Source organism: Pseudomonas syringae pv. coryli str. NCPPB 4273 (genome assembly GCF_000972175.1).
GTDB classification, from domain to species: Bacteria; Pseudomonadota; Gammaproteobacteria; order Pseudomonadales; family Pseudomonadaceae; genus Aquipseudomonas; species Aquipseudomonas syringae.
Map to the genome: position 1 here is coordinate 1 of NZ_AWQP01000029.1, position 19,503 is coordinate 19,503.

Here is a 19,503-nt window from a genome sequence, read left to right on the forward strand (position 1 = left end):
ATGGTCGGCCCATCTGGGCACGGAACCGCTCAAGCTGTTTGTCGACCCCACACACCCTGAAAGCCTGCTTTATCTGCAAACGCTCATGCTTAACCTGCAGATCATTTACGCTCAGGACAACGCCGCCAGCGCCTGGCTCGCCGAGCAGGAAGCCAAAGACAGCAGCCTGTTTGGCACCTTGCGCTACGGCTTCTCACCGGCGCTCAAGCACGCCCTACACCAGGAGGCCAACGCGCTGCTGAACGGCCTCGGCGACGTCACCAACCTGGCCACCCGCATCGGCGAACTCAACGGCACGCTCAATCATCAGGGCTTTGCCGACAAGCCGTGGATGAAGGCGCTGAAACAACCCGTTCATGACACCTTCAAAGCCCTGAGCCAACTGGCCAGCAGCGCAGGCAAGGCAACGTTCGAAAGTATCCTGCTGGCCTGGGTGCCCATCGACAGCCGCTTGGCGGTGGGCAAGCAGCAGAACATCGTTGCACTGATACGCACGCTGTTGATCGGTCAGATTTTGCTCGACTCAAAGGCGCGTATTGTAATCGATCACACCATGCTCGCGAAGCTGAAAAACTGGATCAGTGAGTGGCAGGTGCTTAACAAACAGATCAGCGACACCCGTCGCAGCTGGCTCTACCCAACCGCTTACAACCCCCGCAAAAGCATCGCCAGCCACCTGCGCGCGCTCGAGCAAAAGCTTCGCCTGCACGAACTGAGCATGCCCGCCCTGCTCGACTATCAGAACAACCAATACGCCAAGCAGTTGCAGGACGAAATTCGCCTGCACTTCCAGTCCGGCAAAGCCATCACCAAAGAATGGCTGAGCACCGCCAAGCGCTGGCTCGATGGACTGGGAGGGATTGCCGGCTCGATCACCTGGGGCGTGATCATGCTCAACTTCATCAACACCGCCTTCACCTATCGCGACCTTACTCGGGATGGCGACTTCAGTGCCAAGGACATCGGCAAGGTGACGTATGGGTTGGGGTATAGCTTTAACTTGCTGATGGCGGTGTTTGTTGAAGCACCGTGGGCGGTTATCAGGGATGCGAAGCCCCTTTCTATTGGCGGCTATAGCATAGGCATTCTCGATAAATCGGCGGCTTACTGGAAGGCACGAGGTAATGCGGTTTGGGGGGATGCGATAAGGGGGTTTAGAGGTTCGATGGTGGCGATGGGGGCGTTTGGGATAGCGGCGACTACATTAGAGCTATTTGACGTTTGGGATGATTTTTACGCAGCTAAAACTTCAGATGAAAAACACGGACTCCGTATTAAGGGAGTTGCTGTATTCCTGATGGGTTTAGGTTCTTCGGCCCAGCTATTAGCAGGCGTTTTCCCTGCTAGCGCTTTTACGATTATTGCGATGAGTTCGTGGTTCAGCGTAGCCCTGATGGCAGTTGGATTTATTTATCTCCTTGCCACGATGACCCTAAACTATTTCAAGCAAGACAGTGTGGGTTGGTGGCTACGTAAGTGCTGTTGGTCAAGAACCATGGACTATCGCTACGACGAGACTGCAAAAGGTAAGAATGAAGAAATAAGCGCGTTGATGGAAATTCAATTATCTCCGCAGGTTCATGTAAAAAGCACCGTGCGTTATGAGGATCGTTACCTTGGCAAAGGCGACTATATGAGTGTCGCTGTGCAAAATGGCGCTGGAGTACAGGTGTATTTCCCACACTTTTTACGCGGCAAATCTGTCTATTTCAACATTGTAAGTAGCAAGCGCCCGTGGGGCGTGCTACCTGTAGAAAAAATAGATACCCCAATATATGAAGCATTTTTGAACCGCGGAAAATTCAGGAAAGTCGAACAGTTCGGGATGCTCACTAACAAACCAACTGCCAAGGCTAGTGAAGACTTCACCTATCCTCTAATGCCCCCTGAAAACGAGGACCTCATCTGGGAAAGCTGGGTGCCGCTCGACAAGGAAGCAACTCTTCTGGAGCTACAACTCTGGTATCCGGCCGACCTTATAAATTCCGGCGAGGACGATAGAAGCTATCTTTTTCAGATGGAGCTTGGCACAAGAGGCGATACCTCTATTGACGGCTTGGCGGCCATGGAACTCGCGGTAAAGGCATCAAGCAGGACTGGTTCCCTTACCCTGGAAGTTGCAGAGAGCACACCTATATGACTCAGCAAGAAAAAGCTTTAGACCTACCGAAAGGCAAAGATATTTTAAACTGGAAAATCAAAACACTGTCGAGGTCACCTAAAGAGATCATGATCACACAGTTTGGATTTATCGCCTTCTATCTGACCGCCAGCTCACTTTTTATTTGGGGAGGCTGGATAATGTTTTCGGATAGCCTTTATTCTTTGGTATACACAATACTTGCACTTGTAGGGTATCTTGCCTATTTCGTAGGCCTGCTCATCCGCCAAAAAACCATCTTCAACTACACCCTGAAAACCGATGGAGCCACGGTCGAGTATTACCTCCACTACCCCGACTTCGCCTCAAGCTTCTTCAAGGGCATCGCCATTTTCGTCATGCTGGTATTCGGACTCGTCGCCGTCCTGACCGGATCGTTGCTCTTTCTAGTCGGCCCGGTGGCGATGGCCTTCATCGCCGCCATCAAACTGCTGAATTGGGAAAACCCTGTCCACCATCGACAAACCGCACCATGGCAACTGCACGAATTTGTCACGGTCGATCACAAACGTCTTATGGTCATTATCCATTGCGACGATATCACCACCGGCTTCGCCGCGCGCTTTCCCAGCAAGGTGCTGATGGACAAGTACCTCGCCTTCCTGCGCGAGGTACTTCCAGCGAACGTTGAATACATCGAAAAGGCCACTAACTGGTATCAGGGCTGATGCGACTCAGGCTTGAGCTGAAACTCACTGCAAGCCTGAGAAAGCGATCAAACCGCCATGGGCACCGTGAAGCGGAACTCGCTGCCCTCGCCCACCCGGCTTTGCGCTACCAGTTCTCCACCATGAGCCTTGACGATGCCCTGGGAGATGTAAAGGCCCAGGCCGGTGCCGGTCGGGTTGCCTTCCTTGACGGTCCAGTAGCGTTCGAAGATATGCGGCAACTGCTCGGGAGGGATACCCTCGCCGGAGTCCCGCACGGTGAACACAATTTCAGTGCCGTTGGACATGGCTGACACGTCGATCTTGCCCAGTTTCGGGGTGAATTTGATAGCGTTGCCAACCAGGTTGGACAGCACCTGAAACAGGCGCTCCGGGTCAGCATTGACCTTGATATCCGGCTCGGCGTTGAAGGAAATTTCGACGGATTTATCCATCGCCAGCGGGGCCAGCAAGGTGTAAGCCTCCTCGAATATCTGACTGACCTCCAGCGGCTGCGGCGTAATGGTGTAACGGCCTGCTTCGATTTTCGAGGTGTCGAGCAGGTCTTCCAGCAACACATTCATGCGGCTGGCGGCTTGCTGCATGGTATCGATTGCCGTGGAAATACGTCGCGACGTGTGCGGCCCATCGGAGCTGAACGATTTCTGCATCATCCCGCAGAGCATGGAAATGACCGTCATCGGGTTACGCAAGTCATGGGACACAACCGCTACCAGTTCGTCGCGGGCGCGAACGGCCTGCTGCTCCCTGCGTACCTGACGGGCTAGGTCATTCTCCAGAGCGGAGCGGCGCAGGTCATTGGCAGCGAACACATCGCCATAGCTCCACTTCGTAGCGATCCCGGTCATCTCGACCTTCCAGATCTCAAACGAGGTGCGCGGCCGAAGGCGCATGCCGCCTGCCGAGCTCTCCATGTTCAGTGGCTTGTTCGGATTACCGCTCCACTGGACCGTTTCCTTGACCTCGGGACGAAACCAGATAACGCCGTTGTCGACCGGCTTTGGCAGGCTCATCGCCAACACGCCGCTGGCGATTGGCTGATAAGCCTCGGCAGGCGCATAGACACTGGATAGATGATGACTGGCATACACTGGTTCGCCACCAGCGATCATCCAGGCATGCAATGCACGTATGTCGGACGGCTCAGGGCAGATGCCGAAACAATGCGTTTGCCGGTCTTCGATGATGGCGACGCCGGTTGCGCCCACCATATCCATCAACAACTGCGGTTGCTGCGCCAGGCCATCGAAGACGTTTTCTTCGGACCCGGCCATGGCCAGATTCAATTGCTCGAGCGCCCTGACCTTCGCCTCTCGCTGACGGCTTATTTCCAGCGCTTCCATGGCGCTGATCTGCAGGGACAGCACTTGGCCGATCGCCTGGCAGGCACTGCGCAGTTCGTGGGACACGTACAGCGGCGTGCGGTTGCCGCAACTGATCAATCCCCACAACTTGCCGCCTTGAATCAGCGACACACTCATGGATGACAGCACGCCCATGTTCTTCATGTACTGGCAGTGGATCGGTGAAACACTGCGCAACGTCGAAAAACTCAGGTCAAGCTGCTGCTGAGTGTCCGGGCGCAGTTGAGGCACCAAGGGCACCGGGGTGTAATCGGCATCGGGAATAATGCGCAGCCAGTTGCGGCGATACAGTTCGCGCGCCTGCTCGGGAATGTCCGATGCCGGGAAGAATAGACCGTTGAAGAGCTCCATGCTTGGCGCCGATGCTTCGGCGATCACCTGACCATGGCCTTCTTCTTCGAAACGGTAGATCAGCACCCGGTCGTAACCGGTCATTTTCTGGATCTCGCGAACGCTGACTTCATACAGGGTCTGCAGATCACTCGCAGCGTGCAGTTGGCGCAACATGCGACCCATGTTGCCGGTGCGCTCGGAATAACTGACCGATTGCGCATCCTTGCCCTGAATTTCGAGCTCCAGAACCAGAACGCCCTGATGGCGGTGCAGCAAAGCTTCGAACTCAATGCCGTTGATCGACATCAGCAGGCGTTGCGCGTCGATGAACGAATCATGAGCACTGGCGCTTCGGATCACGTCGGCCCAGCCAGCGCCCAGCACACAGTCCAGTCCCTTGCCGAGCACCTGCTCGGGCACCTGGCCCAGCACGGTCTGCACGTTGGCACTGACTTGCAGGATCGTCAGCTCGGGCTCTGTCAGTGTGAACAGCAGGCCATGGGGTTGAATGGCACCCGGAAACTGAATGGGCTCATCTGCACAATTGGCCAGAAGGACTTCAAAGGCGTCTTTGTCGAGTTGGCTCATAACAGTACCTCTTGACCCTCGAGCCAGTGCTCGAAACATGCAAATGTGGAGTGCGCTGCAAAGGCGGCGGCATCAGTAAAGGCAACTTCTCGGGGTACTTCATCCAGGTGATTAAGAAACGCCTTCCAGCGAGGTCCGGTAAGGGCACCGTACACATCGAGAAAGGCCGTTCCACTTTGTTCATCCAGACCCAGACGCTTGTTTATTTCGCGTCGCAACACTTGCCCGCCCAATGTCGCCCCTTCCAGCACATACATCACCCCCATACAGGCGCCGGGAGAATCAACAGCGGGTAACTGTTCGCAGCGGGGCAATTGGCCAATGTCAGGATCGGACAGCCCCAACGCACGCAAATCCTCGACCAGCACAGGGGTTTTGACCCTCTCGATCGGGATAAGCTCCGCAGGTATCAAGGCACTGGCATGCAGGATCGCTTCAAGCGGTGCATAAAAACCGTAGTAAGCCTGAAGCAGGCGCAGGTAATGGGCGCGATCCAGAGCGGGTGAAAAAAACGGCATGCGTTTTTCAAGCCTGACATGCAACTGACTTGTTCCAGCACGCAGTGCATCAAGCAGTTTCGGCGGGGTAACAGATGAAAAACTTGCCGGCATCCAGGAAGGCTCTTGAGTGTGCAATGGGCAGAAAACGCATCCGAGCGAAAACAGGCCGCCAAAATACAGATTCAGAGCAAAATCTGACAGTTTTTTCCTGCGTTTGCGATGAAATACCACAATCCATAAAGAAAAAGAGTCAGGGTTACAAGACGACGGTCTACAACTCCCCGCGAAATACGCGCTCAACTAAAGACAATAGTCGAAAACCGAGCCCTATACGCGTTTGGTGCGTGCGCGGTTCACAGGAGCAAGCACTTTAACATCATCTAATTGCGATGCCATCCTTACGCAAGCCACCGACTCGACCGGCGGCTCGCGTGTGCCCCTGAATAAAGCCGACGCGCCCCGTCAACGCACGTTCTGATACAGCATCATGCGCGAGGTTTCATGCAGGCCGCGGGTCAGGTCGCGCAGCCGTTCGAACTCTTGCGGGTTTTGTTCGGCAACGTTGTCCAGCGGCGTGGGGGAAGACAGGTCGTGGAGCGTTGGCGAACTGCCGTCGTGCTCCATTTGCAGCAGGTAGTTGCGCGTGACACCGCCGATCAGCGGGAACGTACCTTCGCGCAGTACCAGCGGCACCACACGTTCACCTTCCGGAGCCGCCTGCTGAATGTCACGGCCCATGGTGCCGCTGGTGAAGTCCATCCCGGCCATCCCCGCCAGTGTCGGCAACAGATCGGCGAGGCCGACCGCTTCGTCGACGACCCGTGTGCCCAGCAGGCCGGGGGCGTGAATCAACAGCGGGACGTTGTTACTCTCCAGGCCCAGTTGCTCGAACGCCGGCGCCATGTGCGGGATCTGGCTGATCCGCGTGTTGTGATCGCCAAATAGCACAAAGATGGTGTTTTCGTAGTAACCGCCCGCCTTGGCCAGTTCCATCAACCGCCCGATATTGAAGTCCAGCAGGCGCACGGCGTTGTACTGTTCCACGCTGCGCGAACCGGCGGCCTGGACCTGCTCAACGGTCTTGTCGCTGACCTGAAAACCGTCGTTGTCTTTGGGGATGGTAAAAGGCCGGTGATTACCCGCCGTCTGCACGTAGGCAAAGAACGGTTTGTCGGCTGGCAACGCACGCAGGATCCGGTCGCTCTCCTTGAACAGGTCCAGGTCGGAAATCCCCCAGACATCCACCTGCGGTGACTTCCAGTCGCGCTCGTCGTAGAGACGTACGTCATCGATACTGCGACGGATCAGGGCGTTCATGTTGGCCCAGCCGGAATTGCCACCAATCATGTACAGCTTCTCGTACCCCTTGAAGTCGTTGATGATGGTGTTTTGCCGGGTGAGCATCGGATGGCGCGTGGCGGTCTCCTGCCGGGTCACGTCGGGCACCCCGGTGATGCTCGCCCAGACCGTTTTCGCAGTGCCGGTAACCGGCACGTAAAAGTGCTTGAAGAACCAGCTTTGGGTGGCCAGATGGTCCAGGTTCGGCGTCGGGTTCAGGGGGTTGCCGTAGGCGCCGACAGCACTGGTGCCCAGCGATTCGAGCATGACGAACATGACATTCGGCGGTCGCTCGCCCGGCAGCCGGTATGGCTGCACGGTCTGGTGACGTTTGAAACTCAACCCCTGCACGTCTGGCTGGGGAACGCCCAGATAATGCGCGACCTGTTCATAGTGCTTACGCACCTGGGGTTCATCGAAGTTCGACTGCGAAACCTTGAGCGTGTCGTACAGGAACAACGCCGGGTTGAGTCCCAGCGCCGCCACCTGACTGTTGCCGGAGAAGAACGCATCGCTCCAGCGCAGCGGTACCGGGTTTTCCAGATTGAGATTCTCGACCCGGCCCAACAAGCCGAGAAAGGTTGCACAGACCATCAGGGCCGAACCCCAGACCACGGACCCGCGTTTGATTGGCCTGGCCTCACGGTCCAGGGTGACACGCTCAAGCCTGATCAATACCCAGCCGAGCACTGCGACCGTGAGCAGCCAGCCGGCAGTGATCCACAACACTGGATAGGTCTGCCAGAGCATGTCCCGGGAAATCTGCGCATCCTCCAGATAGCGCAGCACGCTGGCGTTGAGCCTGACCCCGAGATAGGCGTAATGGCCGAAATCGACGATGTAAATCATCGTCAGGATCGCCAGCGCCACGATCAGATAGCCTCGCGCCAGCCAGCGCAAGGCACGCACGCTGATCAGGTTCCAGCCCGGCAACCAGAGCAGCAGCGCGATCGGCAGCAGTATCAGCAGCGCCAGGCGCAAGTCGAAGCGCAAACCGATGCCCAGCGTCTGTGCGACCTCGCCATGCGTGAACAGCGTGCCCGGTTCGATGCCGGAAAACCCGTAGAAGAACACACCTCTCAGCAACGCCGACAGCAGGAATACCACCATGACCGCGCCCAGCCAATAATGCAGGCGTCGCGATTGCAACCAACTCATCGTCATTCCTCTAGACATTGCCGACAGACAGAGCGGCCGGACGGCGCGTCTCCATTGCACGGCGATAAACAAAACGGACAGCCAGGATCAGCAAGGCCCCACAACAGTAAAGGCCAAGCAGCGGATCGATCAGGTAATCCCAATAATTTTCCGATGGCTTGATGCGGAAAGTGAAGGCCAGCGTCGCAGCGCTGAGCATCACGGCGGCCAGCGCATTGCGCATAAAGACCAGCCCCAGCGCGATGACAGCGACAATCATGATCATCGGCCGTGGGTTGTAGCCCCAGCGGTATGGATCGAAATACGTCAGACCCAGCGTAGCCGGGTACAGGATCAGTGCCAGCGCAGCGAACACCAACAGCATCACCCCGCGCCTGGACGCTGCCATCGGCTTGAGCACGCCCAAGCGCTGCAGGGTCAGCCAGCCCAGCAGCACCAGACTGCTGATGGCCAGGTCATCGGTCAGGCTACGGGCATAGGACGCCATCGACAGTCCGTCGATCGAGACCACACTCAATAGCGAGACGGCGGCGAGCAGGCCGCAGCGCCACCATAACGATGCGGTCAGCGGCGCCAACAGTACAAACAGGGTCCAGGCAAACGCCAGATGAGCCAATCCCAAAGCGATCATAAAAGTTGCTCCGCCAGCCAGGCCTCGTTGAAGCTGACATGCTTGATGAAGGTGTTATTCCATGAGTAGACCAGGTGATACAGGCCGTCCGGGCTGCGGATGAAGTACGGGTATTCGTATTCGAAGTCGCAGCCCTTGGGCGAGCAGACGCGTTGGTCAAGATTGCTCAGAAACGCCTCTTCCATCGGTTGACGCAGGGCGCCACTGGAACTGCGGAAGCCCTCGCCGATCACCTCCTTGTACGCCTCGAGGGTAAACGGCGTGCCCAGCGGATCGGGCGACTTGTCGAAATCCATCAAGGGCCTCCAGACGTTCATCTCTTCATCAGTGCCGTACAGGCTGAGCTTGAAGCGCCCCTCGCGCAGGTCATTGAGCGCCACCAGCAGCCCCCTGCCCGGCACACCGACCGCAGCCAGCGAAGAGTTGGGGTTGCTCGGGGTCAGCGGATACGGCTCGCTCCAGCTCTGCCCGCCGTCTTCGGTGCGGCTGGCCAGCACCCGGTGGAACGTCTCGCCGGCATAGCGCAACAAGGCCACGGCGCGCTGCCCATCCAAAGGCACCACAGTGGGCTGCAGGGAATTGTTGCCACGGCTGATGCGAAACTTGTCGATCACTTCACCGTCGGCGCTCAGGTACAGGTATTCGGCAAACTTGCCGAGAAACTCGTGATAGACCGGCAGGCCAATCGAACCGTCGGCATGAAACACCGGCGCGCCGCGCACCAGCGTACTGATGTTCAGAAACGGCGTCGTCACCAATTGCCACGGCGGTGACCAGCTGGCCCCCATGTCGCTGGAGACCATAGCGTTGACCGTACTCCCCGCCCAGCCGCCGACCGAGACTGAAACGTAGAACAGCCACAGGCGATTGTCCGGAGCCAGGGCGATCACCGGATTGCCCAGTTTGCGGATGTATTTACCGGTGCCCGACTGGGTGGACTCACGGGTTGCCAGCACCTGCTCGCCGCCCCACTCACCACTGGCCGCATCGAAGCGCGAGGTGCGTATTTCAACGTCGCCCGCGCCTTCGCGAGAGCCGGCGAACCACACCGACATCAGATCGCCGCCGGGCAACGCCGTCACGGCTGAGGAATGCACGAAGTCGTCCAGGTCGGAAGACGCGAAACGCGAAATATACGACGCCTTGGGCGCCACGCTCTCAGCACCAACTGGCGCGGGGCTGAGCGCAAAGGGCGCAATACGGTGCTGTGGATGGCTGAGCCACGCGCTGAGAAAAATCGCCACAACAATCAGGCCTGCGCTCCATGCAGTCAGGTTTCGGGAAATAACACGCATCGGGAGGCATCACTGTAAAGAGGAACAAAGGTGTGGTTTCAGCGATGGCGATCTTCGGGCAACGGACGTCGCTTGCCTGTCAGCATCGACAAGGGCAGGTTGTCACGCACTTGAAAGCTTTCGAAGATGGCGGCAGCCATGTGCAGTACCACCAGGGCACACAAGGTGTTGGCGAGAATTTCATGGATGTCCTGCGGCCAGTCGGCGCCCCACAAGGCATCGACCTCTTCCATCAGAAAACCGGTCAGGCCCATGCCGAAGATCAGCACCATCATGAGTACCATGACCAGCGCGCCGAGCGGGGAATGGCCGAGCCGATGCATCGGCCGCCGGTCGATCAGCGAGCGCATGTGCGCACGCAGGCGCGCCGGATGTGGCCAGAAATCACTCCAGCGTGCGCTGCGCGGCCCGATGAATCCCCACACCACGCGCACCGCCAGCCAGGCAACCGCGTAATAGCCCAGCCAGATGTGCCAGTCGCCCCCTGCTTCATTGAAGAAATAATTGGCAACGAAGACACCCGCGATCGAGACGTGAAACAGCCTGACCAGCGGGTCCCACAGGCGCAGGGAAAAACGGCTCATTACTTGGTCTCGGTCTTCACCGCTTTACCCGTCACCGGATCGTGATAGATCTCGACCTTGCGCTTGTCCTTGTCGAAACCATAGATTTCGTAGCAGTTGCCGTCAGTCACCTTGAATTTGCTGATCTCGTACCCCTGAGCCTTGAGCTGCTCCTGGAATTTGGCCTGATCCTGCCATTGGGACTTGTCAGCCGTGGTGCATTGCGGCCCGGCAAGTGCCAGCGGGCTGGCCAGACACAGGGAAATCAGCAGGACTTTACGCATGACAGATACTCGCAAGCAGTTAAGGAGCGCCTACTGTGCGAAACGAATCTTAGGAAAAGCTTAATACGTAATAGCTCGTAACATCTTCCCGGACACACGGCACTTCGCGCTGCTGCCTGCTGACGGCATCATGGCGCCCTCTTCCCACACTCACCGGTCAAACCCTATGCGCCTGCTTCTCGTCGAGGATGATCGAGCCATTGGTCAAGGCATCCGCGTGGCCCTGAATACCGAGGGCTATACCCTCGACTGGCTGGAGGACGGGCTGAGCGCGCTGCACGCTTTGCGCAGCGAGCCATTCGACCTGTTGCTGCTCGACCTCGGATTGCCGCGCATGGATGGCCTGGACCTGCTGCGCCAGTTGCGCGCTGAAGCACTCACCCTGCCGGTGCTGATCCTGACCGCGCGCGACGGGACTGCCGACCGTATTGCCGGTCTGGATGCCGGTGCGGACGACTACCTGATCAAGCCATTCGATGTCGATGAACTGAAAGCCCGGGTCCGCGCCCTGCTCAGGCGCAGCCAGGGCCGTGCGCAACCGCTGCTGGAACACGCCGGCATCAGCCTCGATCCGGCGTCGCAACAGGTCAGTTTCCAGGGCAGCGAAGTACCGATGACGCCGATGGAGTATCAGTTGCTGCATCAACTGATGATCCGCCCCGGCAAGGTGGTTACCCGCGAGCGTTTGTCCAATACCCTGTACGGCTGGCAGGACAAGGTCGAAAGCAACACGCTGGAAGTGCTGATTCACAACCTGCGCAAGAAGCTGTCCACCGAGCTGATCCGTACCGTGCGCGGCGTCGGCTACCTGCTGGAGCTCAAGGCATGACCTCGGTACGCGCGCGCATTCTGATCCCGGTACTGATGCTGTTGCTGCTCGGCGACCTGACCATCAGCCTGCTCGCCCTGCGCGACAGCCATCACGAAATCGAAGAAGTCTACGATGCACAGCTGGCCCAGAGTGCACGCCTGCTACAAGGTGTGCTGCGTCAGCGCGCAGCGGGTGAGCAGGACCTCGACAAGCTGTATCAGGCGTTCGATCAGGCCATGAGCCGGGTCGGCACCAGCGGCGTGGCCCATCCCTACGAAACCCGGCTGACCTTTCAGGTCTGGCGTACCTCGGGCGAGCTGCTGGTGCGCTCGGCCGAAGCGCCGCTGCTCAGTGCACCTCCGGCAACCGAAGGCTCCCATGATCTGGTCGAGAACGGGCACGAGTGGTGCGGCTTTCTCCTCGCCGATCCACAGCAGGGTTTTCTGATCTGGGTGGGTGAGCGCGATGACGTGCGCCAGGACCTGATTCAGCGCATTGTCAGTCACACGCTGTGGCCGACGCTGATCGGTGTGCCGCTGCTGGTAGTGGCGATCTGGCTGGCCATCGGCTGGGGCCTGCGCCCGCTGCAAGCGATGGCCAGGGTCATCCGCAAGCGCGATGCCGAGAGCCTCGAACCGCTTGATGTAACGCCCCTGCCCAAAGAACTGGAGCCCATGCAGTACGCGCTCAACCGTCTGCTGACCCAGATCGAAAGTGTGCTGGAACGCGAGCGACGCTTCATCGCCGACGCGGCCCACGAACTGCGTACACCGCTGACCATCCTGCGCATCCACGCGCAGAACGCGCGCCAGGCCGAAACCCCGGAGCAACGCCTGGAAGCACTGGATTTCCTCGTGCATGGCGTCGATCGCGCCGCCCGCCTGGCCAGTCAGTTATTGACCATGGCACGCCTGGAACCGCGTCTTGAAGTCAGCCAGTTACAGACCTTCGAGCTAAACACACTGGTACGCGAGGAAATGGCCGAACTCACGCCGCTGGCCCTGGAGAAGCGCGTCGATCTGGTGTTCGAGGAAGGCGAGGATTGCGTGATCCGCAGCGACCCGGCAGCCATCACCATTGCCCTGCAGAACCTGCTGACCAATGCGCTGAATTTCGCCCCGACCGCCAGCGAGATTCGCGTCGCCCTGCACACCCAGGAAGATGGCAGCGCGCACCTGTCAGTCGAAGACGCAGGGCCGGGAATCGACGAACAACAGAAGGCGCGCCTGTTCGAACGCTTTTACAGTCAGGGTCACAGCAATGGCGCAGGGCTGGGGCTGGCGATCGTCGACATGATCGTGCGCAAACTGGAAAGCAGCCTGCACCTGCGCAACTCGGCGCAGGGCGGACTGTGTGCAGAGCTGCGCATCAAGAGCAGGACGAGCTGAACCCGCTCGGCTCAAAGCACCACGCGCAGGCATTGCCCGGCGTGATACAGGGTGAAACCCGTGTCGTAGGCCAGGCTGCGCAGCGAACTGCCCAAGACCTTTTTGCCGCTTGAGAAACTCATCGGCAGTGCAGTCGCATCGTTAGTCAGCAGGTAATCGGCAAAGCATTTGCCCACCAGCGTTCCGGTGGTCACCCCCCGACCATTGAAACCGGTCGCCGCCAGCAAGCCTGGCGCAGGTTCGAAGAGACGCAACAAGTGGTCCGGCGTGAAGCCGATGCGCCCGGTCCAGGTGCTCTGCCACTCGACCCGGCCCAGTTGCGGGAAGTAATGCTGCTGGACGCGATCCGCCCACTGACGAATGAACCACAGCGGATAATTGCCGGCGTTACCCAGGCTGCCCAGTAGCAGGCGCCCGTGGGCATCACGACGAATGTTGCTGAGCACCGTGCGCGTATCCCACGAACCCTGCCCGCCGCGCAGAATCTGCGCCTGCTCGGCACCGCTGAGTGGCTGCGAAGCGACCTGATAGTAGTAACCCGTGAAGATGTGATCCTTGATATCGGTCCATTCGCCTTCGGTGTAGGCATTGGACGCGATGATCACTTTCTCGGCGCGCACACTGCCCGCTGCGGTAGAGACCTTCCAGCCGTCAGCGGTGCGTTGCAAGCCGTTGACAGGAGAATCACCGAACACTTGCCCACCCCGCGCCACCACGTTGAGCGCCATGCCCGAGACATAGGCCATCGGGTTCACCGTGCCGGCGCGGTGATCGAGTAACGCACCGCTGACCTTGTCGGTGCCACAGGCGTCTTCGCAGGGTTTGCCGGTCAGCAATTCGACGTTGGCACCGCGCCGTTGCCACTGTGCGGCACGGCTGCGCAAGTCAGCCAGGCCCTTGGCGTTATGCGCCATGTGCAGGTTGCCGGTGCGCGTGTCCTGGCAATCGATGCGGTACTGGTCGATGGTCGCGAACACCAGAGCCGGTGCCGCGCCCAATGCGCTATTCAGTCGGCTGGCCTCGACGCTGCCCAGTACCTTGTCCAACTGATCGGGCGCCACCCAGGTCCCGGCATTCACCAGACCGACGTTGCGTCCGGAACCGCCATGCCCGACCTGGTGCGCTTCGACCACGCACACCGACTTGCCGCCTTCCAGCAAGCGCAACGCCGCTGACAGACCGGTAAACCCGGCGCCGATGATGCACACGTCGGCGCTCCGCTCGCCGCTCAGGGCCGGGCTGACCGGACGTTGCGGAGTCAATTGTTCCCACAGACAGCCTTCAGCAAACTGCACCATCGAAAAACTCCAGCAATGTCGGTGATAAGCGCCCGGTTCACATCAGTCGAACACGATGCCCTGAGCCAGCGGCAACTCGCGGGAGTAGTTGACGGTGTTGGTCTGCCGGCGCATGTAGGCGCGCCACGAATCGGAGCCGGACTCGCGACCGCCACCGGTTTCCTTCTCGCCACCAAATGCCCCGCCGATTTCCGCACCGCTGGTGCCGATATTGACGTTGGCAATCCCGCAATCGCTGCCCGCAGCACTCTGGAAAGCCTCGGCCTCGCGCAGGTCGGTAGTGAAAATGCACGACGACAGGCCTTGCGGCACTTCGTTGTTCAGGCGCAGGGCCTCTTCGAAGTCGTCGTAGGCCAGCACGTAGAGAATCGGCGCGAAGGTTTCGTGACGCACGACTTCGCTCTGGCCAGGCATTTCGGCAATGGCCGGCGTGACGTAGTAGCCGTTCGGGTATTTGTCCTGCAACTGACGCTCGCCACCGAACACCTGCCCGCCTTCGTCGCGGGCCTTGGTCAGCGCGTTCTGCATGGCCGAAAACGCTTGCTGGTCGATCAGCGGACCGATCAGATTGCCTTCGCGCGGATCACCGACGCGCACCTTGGCATAGGCCGCCTTGACGCGGGCAACCACTTCATCCTTGATCGAACGATGCACGATCAGGCGGCGCAACGTAGTGCAACGCTGACCGGCGGTGCCTACCGCACTGAACAGAATGCCGCGCACGGCCAGGTCCAGATCGGCGCTGGGGGCCAGAATCATCGCGTTGTTGCCACCCAGCTCCAGAATGCTGCGCCCGAAACGGGCGGCGACACGCGGACCGACTTCACGGCCCATGCGGGTGCTGCCGGTGGCGCTAATCAGTGGCACGCGCGGGTCATCGACCAGCGCTTCGCCGGCGTCACGATCACCGATGACCAATTGCGCCAGTGCTGCGGGGGCATCACCGAAAATCTTCAGCGCCTTGTCGAACAGCGCCTGACAGGCCAGTGCCGTCAGCGGAGTCTTTTCCGAAGGTTTCCAGATCACCGGGTTGCCGCAGACCAGCGCCAGCGTGGTGTTCCAGGCCCAGACCGCAACCGGGAAGTTGAACGCGCTGATCACGCCGACCACACCCAGCGGGTGCCAGGTTTCGCGCATGTGATGACCGGGACGCTCGGAGGCGATGGTCAGACCGTACAGCTGACGCGACAGACCGACGGCGAAGTCGCAGATGTCGATCATTTCCTGCACTTCACCCAGACCTTCCTGAGTGATCTTGCCGGCCTCGACCGACACCAGTTCGCCCAGATCAGCCTTGTGCTCACGCAGCACTTCACCAAAGATCCGTACCAGCTCGCCACGCCGTGGGGCCGGCACTGTGCGCCACTTCAGAAACGCGCTGTGGGCACTGTCGATTCGCGCCACCACCTGTGCCTTGCCTTCAAGCGTGACCGAGGCAATCCGGCTGCCATCAATCGGGGTGTAAACCGGATAGTCCCCTTGTGTGTGGGCACTGTTCGCCACGCCCAGACGTGCTAGTAACTCGGCAACCATGTTGATTCTCCTGTCATGAAACCACGGTGGAAATCATCGATGACCTCAGTATCAAGCCACTCAGGGTCGGGCTACAAACGACGTTTTTGAAAAACATGATTCCTTTTAGGAATGAACTTCTGATCATTAGCGACCAGAAAAGCCATTACATCGGGAATTATTGGAATGACCCGGTGATTTTATTTCGTTTGCGAGTGCTGCCCGATGTTTGTTTGGATAAGGCCATCATGATCACCCGGAGTCGGGGCCAGACCGATGAGCGAACACATCAGCGAATCCATTTCGTTTGTCCACAACATGACGCTGTCCCACGGCCGCAACGCTGAAGTCTGGGACACCGCCGGCAAACGCTACATCGACTTTGTCGGCGGCATCGGGGTGCTCAATCTGGGGCATTGCAACCCGCAGGTGGTCACGGCCATTCAGGATCAGGCGGCAAAGCTGACCCACTATTGCTTCAACGCCACGCCTCATGACCCGTATATCCGCTTCATGCAGCAGCTCACGCAGTTCGTGCCGGTCAGTTATCCCCTCAGCGGCATGCTCACCAACAGCGGTGCGGAAGCGGCCGAAAATGCGCTGAAGATCGTACGTGGCGCTACTGGCCGTACTGCGGTCATCGCCTTCGACGGTGGCTTTCATGGTCGAACGCTGGCGACCCTGAACCTCAATGGCAAGGTAGCGCCCTATAAACAGAAAGTCGGCGTACTGCCCGGCCCGGTCTTTCACGTTCCGTTCCCCAGCAAGGACAACGGCGTATCCACCGAGCAGGCACTCAAGGCCATGGACCGGCTGTTCAGCGTCGAGATCGACGTCAACGACGTGGGCTGCATCATCTTCGAACCGGTTCAGGGCGAAGGCGGTTTTCTGGCCATGCAGCCGGACTTTGCCCAGGCATTACGAGCGTTCTGCGATAAACACGGCATCGTGCTGATCGCCGATGAAATCCAGTCCGGCTTCGGCCGTACCGGGCAGCGTTTCGGGTTCAGTCGTCTGGGCATCGAGCCCGATCTGATTCTGCTGGGCAAAAGCATTGCGGGCGGCATCCCGCTGGGCGCCGTGGTAGGTCGCAAGCCATTGCTGGACAACCTGCCCAAGGGCGGCCTGGGCGGCACGTATTCCGGTAACCCGATTGGCTGCGCAGCGGGCCTCGCGTCACTGGCCCAGATGACCGATGCCAACCTGTCCAGTTGGGGCGAGCAGCAGGAGCACGCCATCGTTTCACGCTATGAAGCCTGGCGGGCGAGCAAACTGTCGCCGTACCTAGGCAGGCTGACCGGCGTTGGCTGCATGCGCGGTATCGAACTGATCACGGCGGAGGGCGAACCCGGTACCCGACAGCTCGCCGAGCTGCTGAGCTCAGCCAGAGACGCCGGGCTGCTGCTGATGCCCAGCGGCAAATCGCGGCACATTATCCGCCTGCTGATCCCGCTGACCATTGAGCCCGACGTGCTGCACGAAGGGCTGGATATTTTCGAGCGCTGCCTGGCAGCGCTGGCTTGAACCCGTACGGAGAAAACACCCTGATGAGCACAGCACGCTTTGCCGACCCGGATCAGATCCGCGCGGGCTTTTCTCGCGCCATGTCGCAGATGTACAAGCACGAAGTGCCGCTGTACGGCACGCTGATGGCGCTGGTGAGTGAAGTCAACGAACAGGTCATGAGCCATGACAGCAGTGTGCTGGACAGCTTGCGCCAGACCGGTGAAATCCAGCGCCTGGACATGGAACGGCACGGTGCGATCCGCGTCGGCACGGCACAGGAACTGGCCACCCTCGCCCGCCTGTTCGCGGTCATGGGCATGCAGCCGGTGGGGTACTACGACCTGAGCGCGGCCGGCGTGCCGGTTCACTCCACCGCTTTTCGCGCCGTGCATGAGCAGGCGCTGCAGGTCAGTCCGTTTCGCGTGTTCACCTCGTTGCTGCGTCTGGATCTGATCGAAAGCGACGGCCTGCGTGAGTTCGCCAGTCAGGTGCTGGGCAAGCGCAGTATCTTCACGCCCGGCGCCCTGGCGTTGATCGACAAGCATGAGGCAGACGGCGGCTTGAGCGAAGCCGATGCGGCCGAGTTCATTCAGCAGGCACTGGAAACCTTTCGCTGGCACAACACGGCGACCGTTTCGCTGGACGATTACCAGAAGCTGAACACTCAGCATCGCCTGATTGCTGATGTGGTGGCGTTTCGAGGTCCGCACATCAACCACCTGACGCCACGCACGCTGGACATCGATGCGGTTCAGGCCGGCATGCCTGGCAAGGGCATCACACCCAAGGCAGTGGTCGAAGGACCGCCGCGTCGTCATTGCCCGATTCTGCTGCGCCAGACCAGCTTCAAGGCGCTGGAAGAACCGATTGCCTTCATCGGCCAGGGTGGCAGGCAGTCGGGCAGCCACTCGGCACGCTTCGGCGAGATCGAACAGCGTGGCGCTGCACTGACGCCCAAAGGCCGCGAGCTGTATGACCGGCTGCTGAACGAGGCCCGCGATACGCTGGGCGAGTTCCCCAATGAGGCGAATGCCGCGCGTTATGCCGGGCTGCTGGAAGAGACGTTCAAGGCGTTCCCGGACAGCCACGCTGAAATGCGCAGGCAGGGTCTGGCCTACTTCCGCTATTTCCCGACCGAGTCAGGCATTGCCGCGCGCGCATCCGGCAGTCTGGAGCAGCTTATCGAAGCAGGTCATGTGCGCTTCGAGCCACTGGTGTACGAAGACTTTTTGCCGGTCAGTGCGGCGGGCATCTTCCAGTCCAATCTGGGCGATAACGCACAGGCGCATTACGCGACGAATTCGAATCAGCAGGGTTTCGAGCGGGCACTGGGACGCGGGACGCTCAACGAACTGGACCTGTACGCCGACACCCAGCGGCGCTCACTGGAGGAATGCGCCAGGGCGCTGGAGCTGAGCAGTCCCGCCTACTAATTAGTGAGAGCGACAGGGGCTGCACGATAGTTGAGATCATCGTTCCTCACGCTCCGCGTGGGAATGCAGGTCTCGACGCTCTGCGTCGCACGATAATCGGATTGTCCGTGCAGATCGACGCAGAGCTTAGGCACGGAGTTGAGACCATCGTTCCTCACTCCAGCGTGGGAATGCAGTTCACGACGCTCTGCGTCGCCAAGAGGACGCGGAGCGTCCGGAGCGGCATGACGACGCGGAGCGTCGCACGATAGTTGAATTATCCGTACACACCGACGCGGGACGTCAGCACGAAGTTGAGATTATCGTTCCTCACGCTCCAGCATGGGAATGCAGTTCACGACGCTCTGCTTCGCCAAGAGGACGCGGAGCGTCCGGAGCGGCATGACGACGCGGAGCGTCGCACGATAGTTGAATTATCCGTACACACCGACGCGGGACGTCAGCACGACGTTGAGATTATCGTTCCTCACGCTCCAGCGTGGGAATGCAGTTCACGACGCTCTGCGTCGCAAAAGAGGACGCGGAGCGTCCGGAACGGCATGACGACGCGGAGCGTCGCACGATAGTTAAATTATCCGTACACACCGACGCGGGACGTCAGCACGACGTTGAGATTATCGTTCCTCACGCTCCAGCGTGGGAATGCAGTTCACGACGCTCTGCGTCGCAAAA

At 59.5% G+C, this 19,503-nt stretch carries 14 protein-coding genes and 1 pseudogene; 6 read left to right on the forward strand and 9 right to left on the reverse strand.

Going from position 1 to position 19,503, the window contains the following annotated elements; translation table 11 throughout:
- Window positions 1-2,140, forward strand: a pseudogene (locus tag P406_RS13930) (hypothetical protein); the annotation flags it as partial.
- Window positions 2,137-2,829, forward strand: a complete 693-nt coding sequence (locus tag P406_RS13935) for a hypothetical protein (RefSeq protein ID WP_046236496.1) — start codon at window positions 2,137-2,139, stop codon at window positions 2,827-2,829. The pseudogene P406_RS13930 and the gene P406_RS13935, both read left to right, overlap by 4 nt.
- 47 nt (window positions 2,830-2,876) lie before the next feature.
- On the opposite strand, the gene P406_RS13940 is transcribed toward P406_RS13935, so the two are convergent.
- From P406_RS13940 to P406_RS13970, 7 genes are all read right to left on the reverse strand, one after another.
- On the reverse strand, window positions 2,877-5,114 hold the full coding sequence (locus tag P406_RS13940) for an ATP-binding protein (protein ID WP_046236497.1): 2,238 nt from the start codon (window positions 5,112-5,114) through the stop codon (window positions 2,877-2,879).
- Window positions 5,111-5,725, reverse strand: a complete 615-nt coding sequence (locus P406_RS13945) for a biliverdin-producing heme oxygenase (RefSeq protein ID WP_046236498.1) — start codon at window positions 5,723-5,725, stop codon at window positions 5,111-5,113. The genes P406_RS13940 and P406_RS13945 overlap by 4 nt, the downstream gene beginning before the upstream one ends.
- 351 nt (window positions 5,726-6,076) lie before the next feature.
- Window positions 6,077-8,110, reverse strand: coding sequence for an LTA synthase family protein (locus P406_RS13950; protein ID WP_046236499.1), 2,034 nt, complete (start codon window positions 8,108-8,110; stop codon window positions 6,077-6,079).
- 10 nt (window positions 8,111-8,120) lie between these two features.
- Window positions 8,121-8,741 (reverse strand): hypothetical protein, encoded by a 621-nt coding sequence (locus tag P406_RS13955; RefSeq protein ID WP_046236500.1) that lies wholly within the window; start codon window positions 8,739-8,741, stop codon window positions 8,121-8,123.
- Window positions 8,738-10,036: a sialidase family protein gene (locus P406_RS13960; protein WP_046236501.1), complete on the reverse strand. Its 1,299-nt coding sequence runs from the start codon at window positions 10,034-10,036 to the stop codon at window positions 8,738-8,740. Before P406_RS13960 ends, P406_RS13955 begins: the two co-directional genes overlap by 4 nt.
- 38 nt (window positions 10,037-10,074) lie before the next feature.
- Complete coding sequence (locus tag P406_RS13965) at window positions 10,075-10,620, reverse strand: cytochrome b/b6 domain-containing protein (protein ID WP_003412539.1); 546 nt, start codon at window positions 10,618-10,620, stop codon at window positions 10,075-10,077.
- Window positions 10,620-10,883: a PepSY domain-containing protein gene (locus tag P406_RS13970; RefSeq protein WP_003349279.1), complete on the reverse strand. Its 264-nt coding sequence runs from the start codon at window positions 10,881-10,883 to the stop codon at window positions 10,620-10,622. The genes P406_RS13965 and P406_RS13970 overlap by 1 nt, the downstream gene beginning before the upstream one ends.
- A 166-nt stretch (window positions 10,884-11,049) precedes the next feature.
- Here P406_RS13970 and P406_RS13975 point away from each other — a divergent pair, with 166 nt between their 5' ends.
- Together P406_RS13975 and P406_RS13980 are read left to right on the forward strand one after the other, a co-directional pair.
- The gene (locus P406_RS13975) at window positions 11,050-11,712 is read left to right on the forward strand and encodes a response regulator (RefSeq protein WP_003349281.1); all 663 of its coding nucleotides are present in this window, start codon (window positions 11,050-11,052) and stop codon (window positions 11,710-11,712) included.
- Window positions 11,709-13,082: a sensor histidine kinase gene (locus P406_RS13980; protein WP_003314786.1), complete on the forward strand. Its 1,374-nt coding sequence runs from the start codon at window positions 11,709-11,711 to the stop codon at window positions 13,080-13,082. Before P406_RS13975 ends, P406_RS13980 begins: the two co-directional genes overlap by 4 nt.
- Before the next feature lie 11 nt (window positions 13,083-13,093).
- On the opposite strand, the gene amaA is transcribed toward P406_RS13980, so the two are convergent.
- The gene (gene amaA, locus P406_RS13985; RefSeq protein WP_003412545.1) at window positions 13,094-14,380 is read right to left on the reverse strand and encodes an L-pipecolate oxidase; all 1,287 of its coding nucleotides are present in this window, start codon (window positions 14,378-14,380) and stop codon (window positions 13,094-13,096) included.
- A gap of 42 nt (window positions 14,381-14,422) precedes the next feature.
- The gene (gene amaB / locus P406_RS13990; RefSeq protein WP_003406390.1) at window positions 14,423-15,913 is read right to left on the reverse strand and encodes an L-piperidine-6-carboxylate dehydrogenase; all 1,491 of its coding nucleotides are present in this window, start codon (window positions 15,911-15,913) and stop codon (window positions 14,423-14,425) included.
- A gap of 255 nt (window positions 15,914-16,168) precedes the next feature.
- Here amaB and P406_RS13995 point away from each other — a divergent pair, with 255 nt between their 5' ends.
- Both P406_RS13995 and hglS read left to right on the forward strand, forming a co-directional pair.
- Complete coding sequence (locus P406_RS13995) at window positions 16,169-17,416, forward strand: 2-aminoadipate transaminase (protein WP_046236502.1); 1,248 nt, start codon at window positions 16,169-16,171, stop codon at window positions 17,414-17,416.
- Between the two features lie 23 nt (window positions 17,417-17,439).
- Window positions 17,440-18,831 carry a 2-oxoadipate dioxygenase/decarboxylase HglS gene (gene hglS, locus P406_RS14000; protein WP_046236503.1) on the forward strand — a complete coding sequence of 464 codons (1,392 nt, stop codon included), beginning with the start codon at window positions 17,440-17,442 and terminating at the stop codon, window positions 18,829-18,831.
- The last annotated feature ends 672 nt before the right edge of the window (window positions 18,832-19,503 follow it).

Coding starts and splice junctions, on each gene's coding strand:
- P406_RS13935 (WP_046236496.1), top strand. CDS start 2,137: ATGACTCAGCAAGAAAAAGCTTTAGACCTACCGAAAGGCAAAGATATT.
- P406_RS13940 (WP_046236497.1), bottom strand. CDS start 5,114: ATGAGCCAACTCGACAAAGACGCCTTTGAAGTCCTTCTGGCCAATTGT.
- P406_RS13945 (WP_046236498.1), bottom strand. CDS start 5,725: ATGCCGGCAAGTTTTTCATCTGTTACCCCGCCGAAACTGCTTGATGCA.
- P406_RS13950 (WP_046236499.1), bottom strand. CDS start 8,110: ATGAGTTGGTTGCAATCGCGACGCCTGCATTATTGGCTGGGCGCGGTC.
- P406_RS13955 (WP_046236500.1), bottom strand. CDS start 8,741: ATGATCGCTTTGGGATTGGCTCATCTGGCGTTTGCCTGGACCCTGTTT.
- P406_RS13960 (WP_046236501.1), bottom strand. CDS start 10,036: ATGCGTGTTATTTCCCGAAACCTGACTGCATGGAGCGCAGGCCTGATT.
- P406_RS13965 (WP_003412539.1), bottom strand. CDS start 10,620: ATGAGCCGTTTTTCCCTGCGCCTGTGGGACCCGCTGGTCAGGCTGTTT.
- P406_RS13970 (WP_003349279.1), bottom strand. CDS start 10,883: ATGCGTAAAGTCCTGCTGATTTCCCTGTGTCTGGCCAGCCCGCTGGCA.
- P406_RS13975 (WP_003349281.1), top strand. CDS start 11,050: ATGCGCCTGCTTCTCGTCGAGGATGATCGAGCCATTGGTCAAGGCATC.
- P406_RS13980 (WP_003314786.1), top strand. CDS start 11,709: ATGACCTCGGTACGCGCGCGCATTCTGATCCCGGTACTGATGCTGTTG.
- amaA (WP_003412545.1), bottom strand. CDS start 14,380: ATGGTGCAGTTTGCTGAAGGCTGTCTGTGGGAACAATTGACTCCGCAA.
- amaB (WP_003406390.1), bottom strand. CDS start 15,913: ATGGTTGCCGAGTTACTAGCACGTCTGGGCGTGGCGAACAGTGCCCAC.
- P406_RS13995 (WP_046236502.1), top strand. CDS start 16,169: ATGAGCGAACACATCAGCGAATCCATTTCGTTTGTCCACAACATGACG.
- hglS (WP_046236503.1), top strand. CDS start 17,440: ATGAGCACAGCACGCTTTGCCGACCCGGATCAGATCCGCGCGGGCTTT.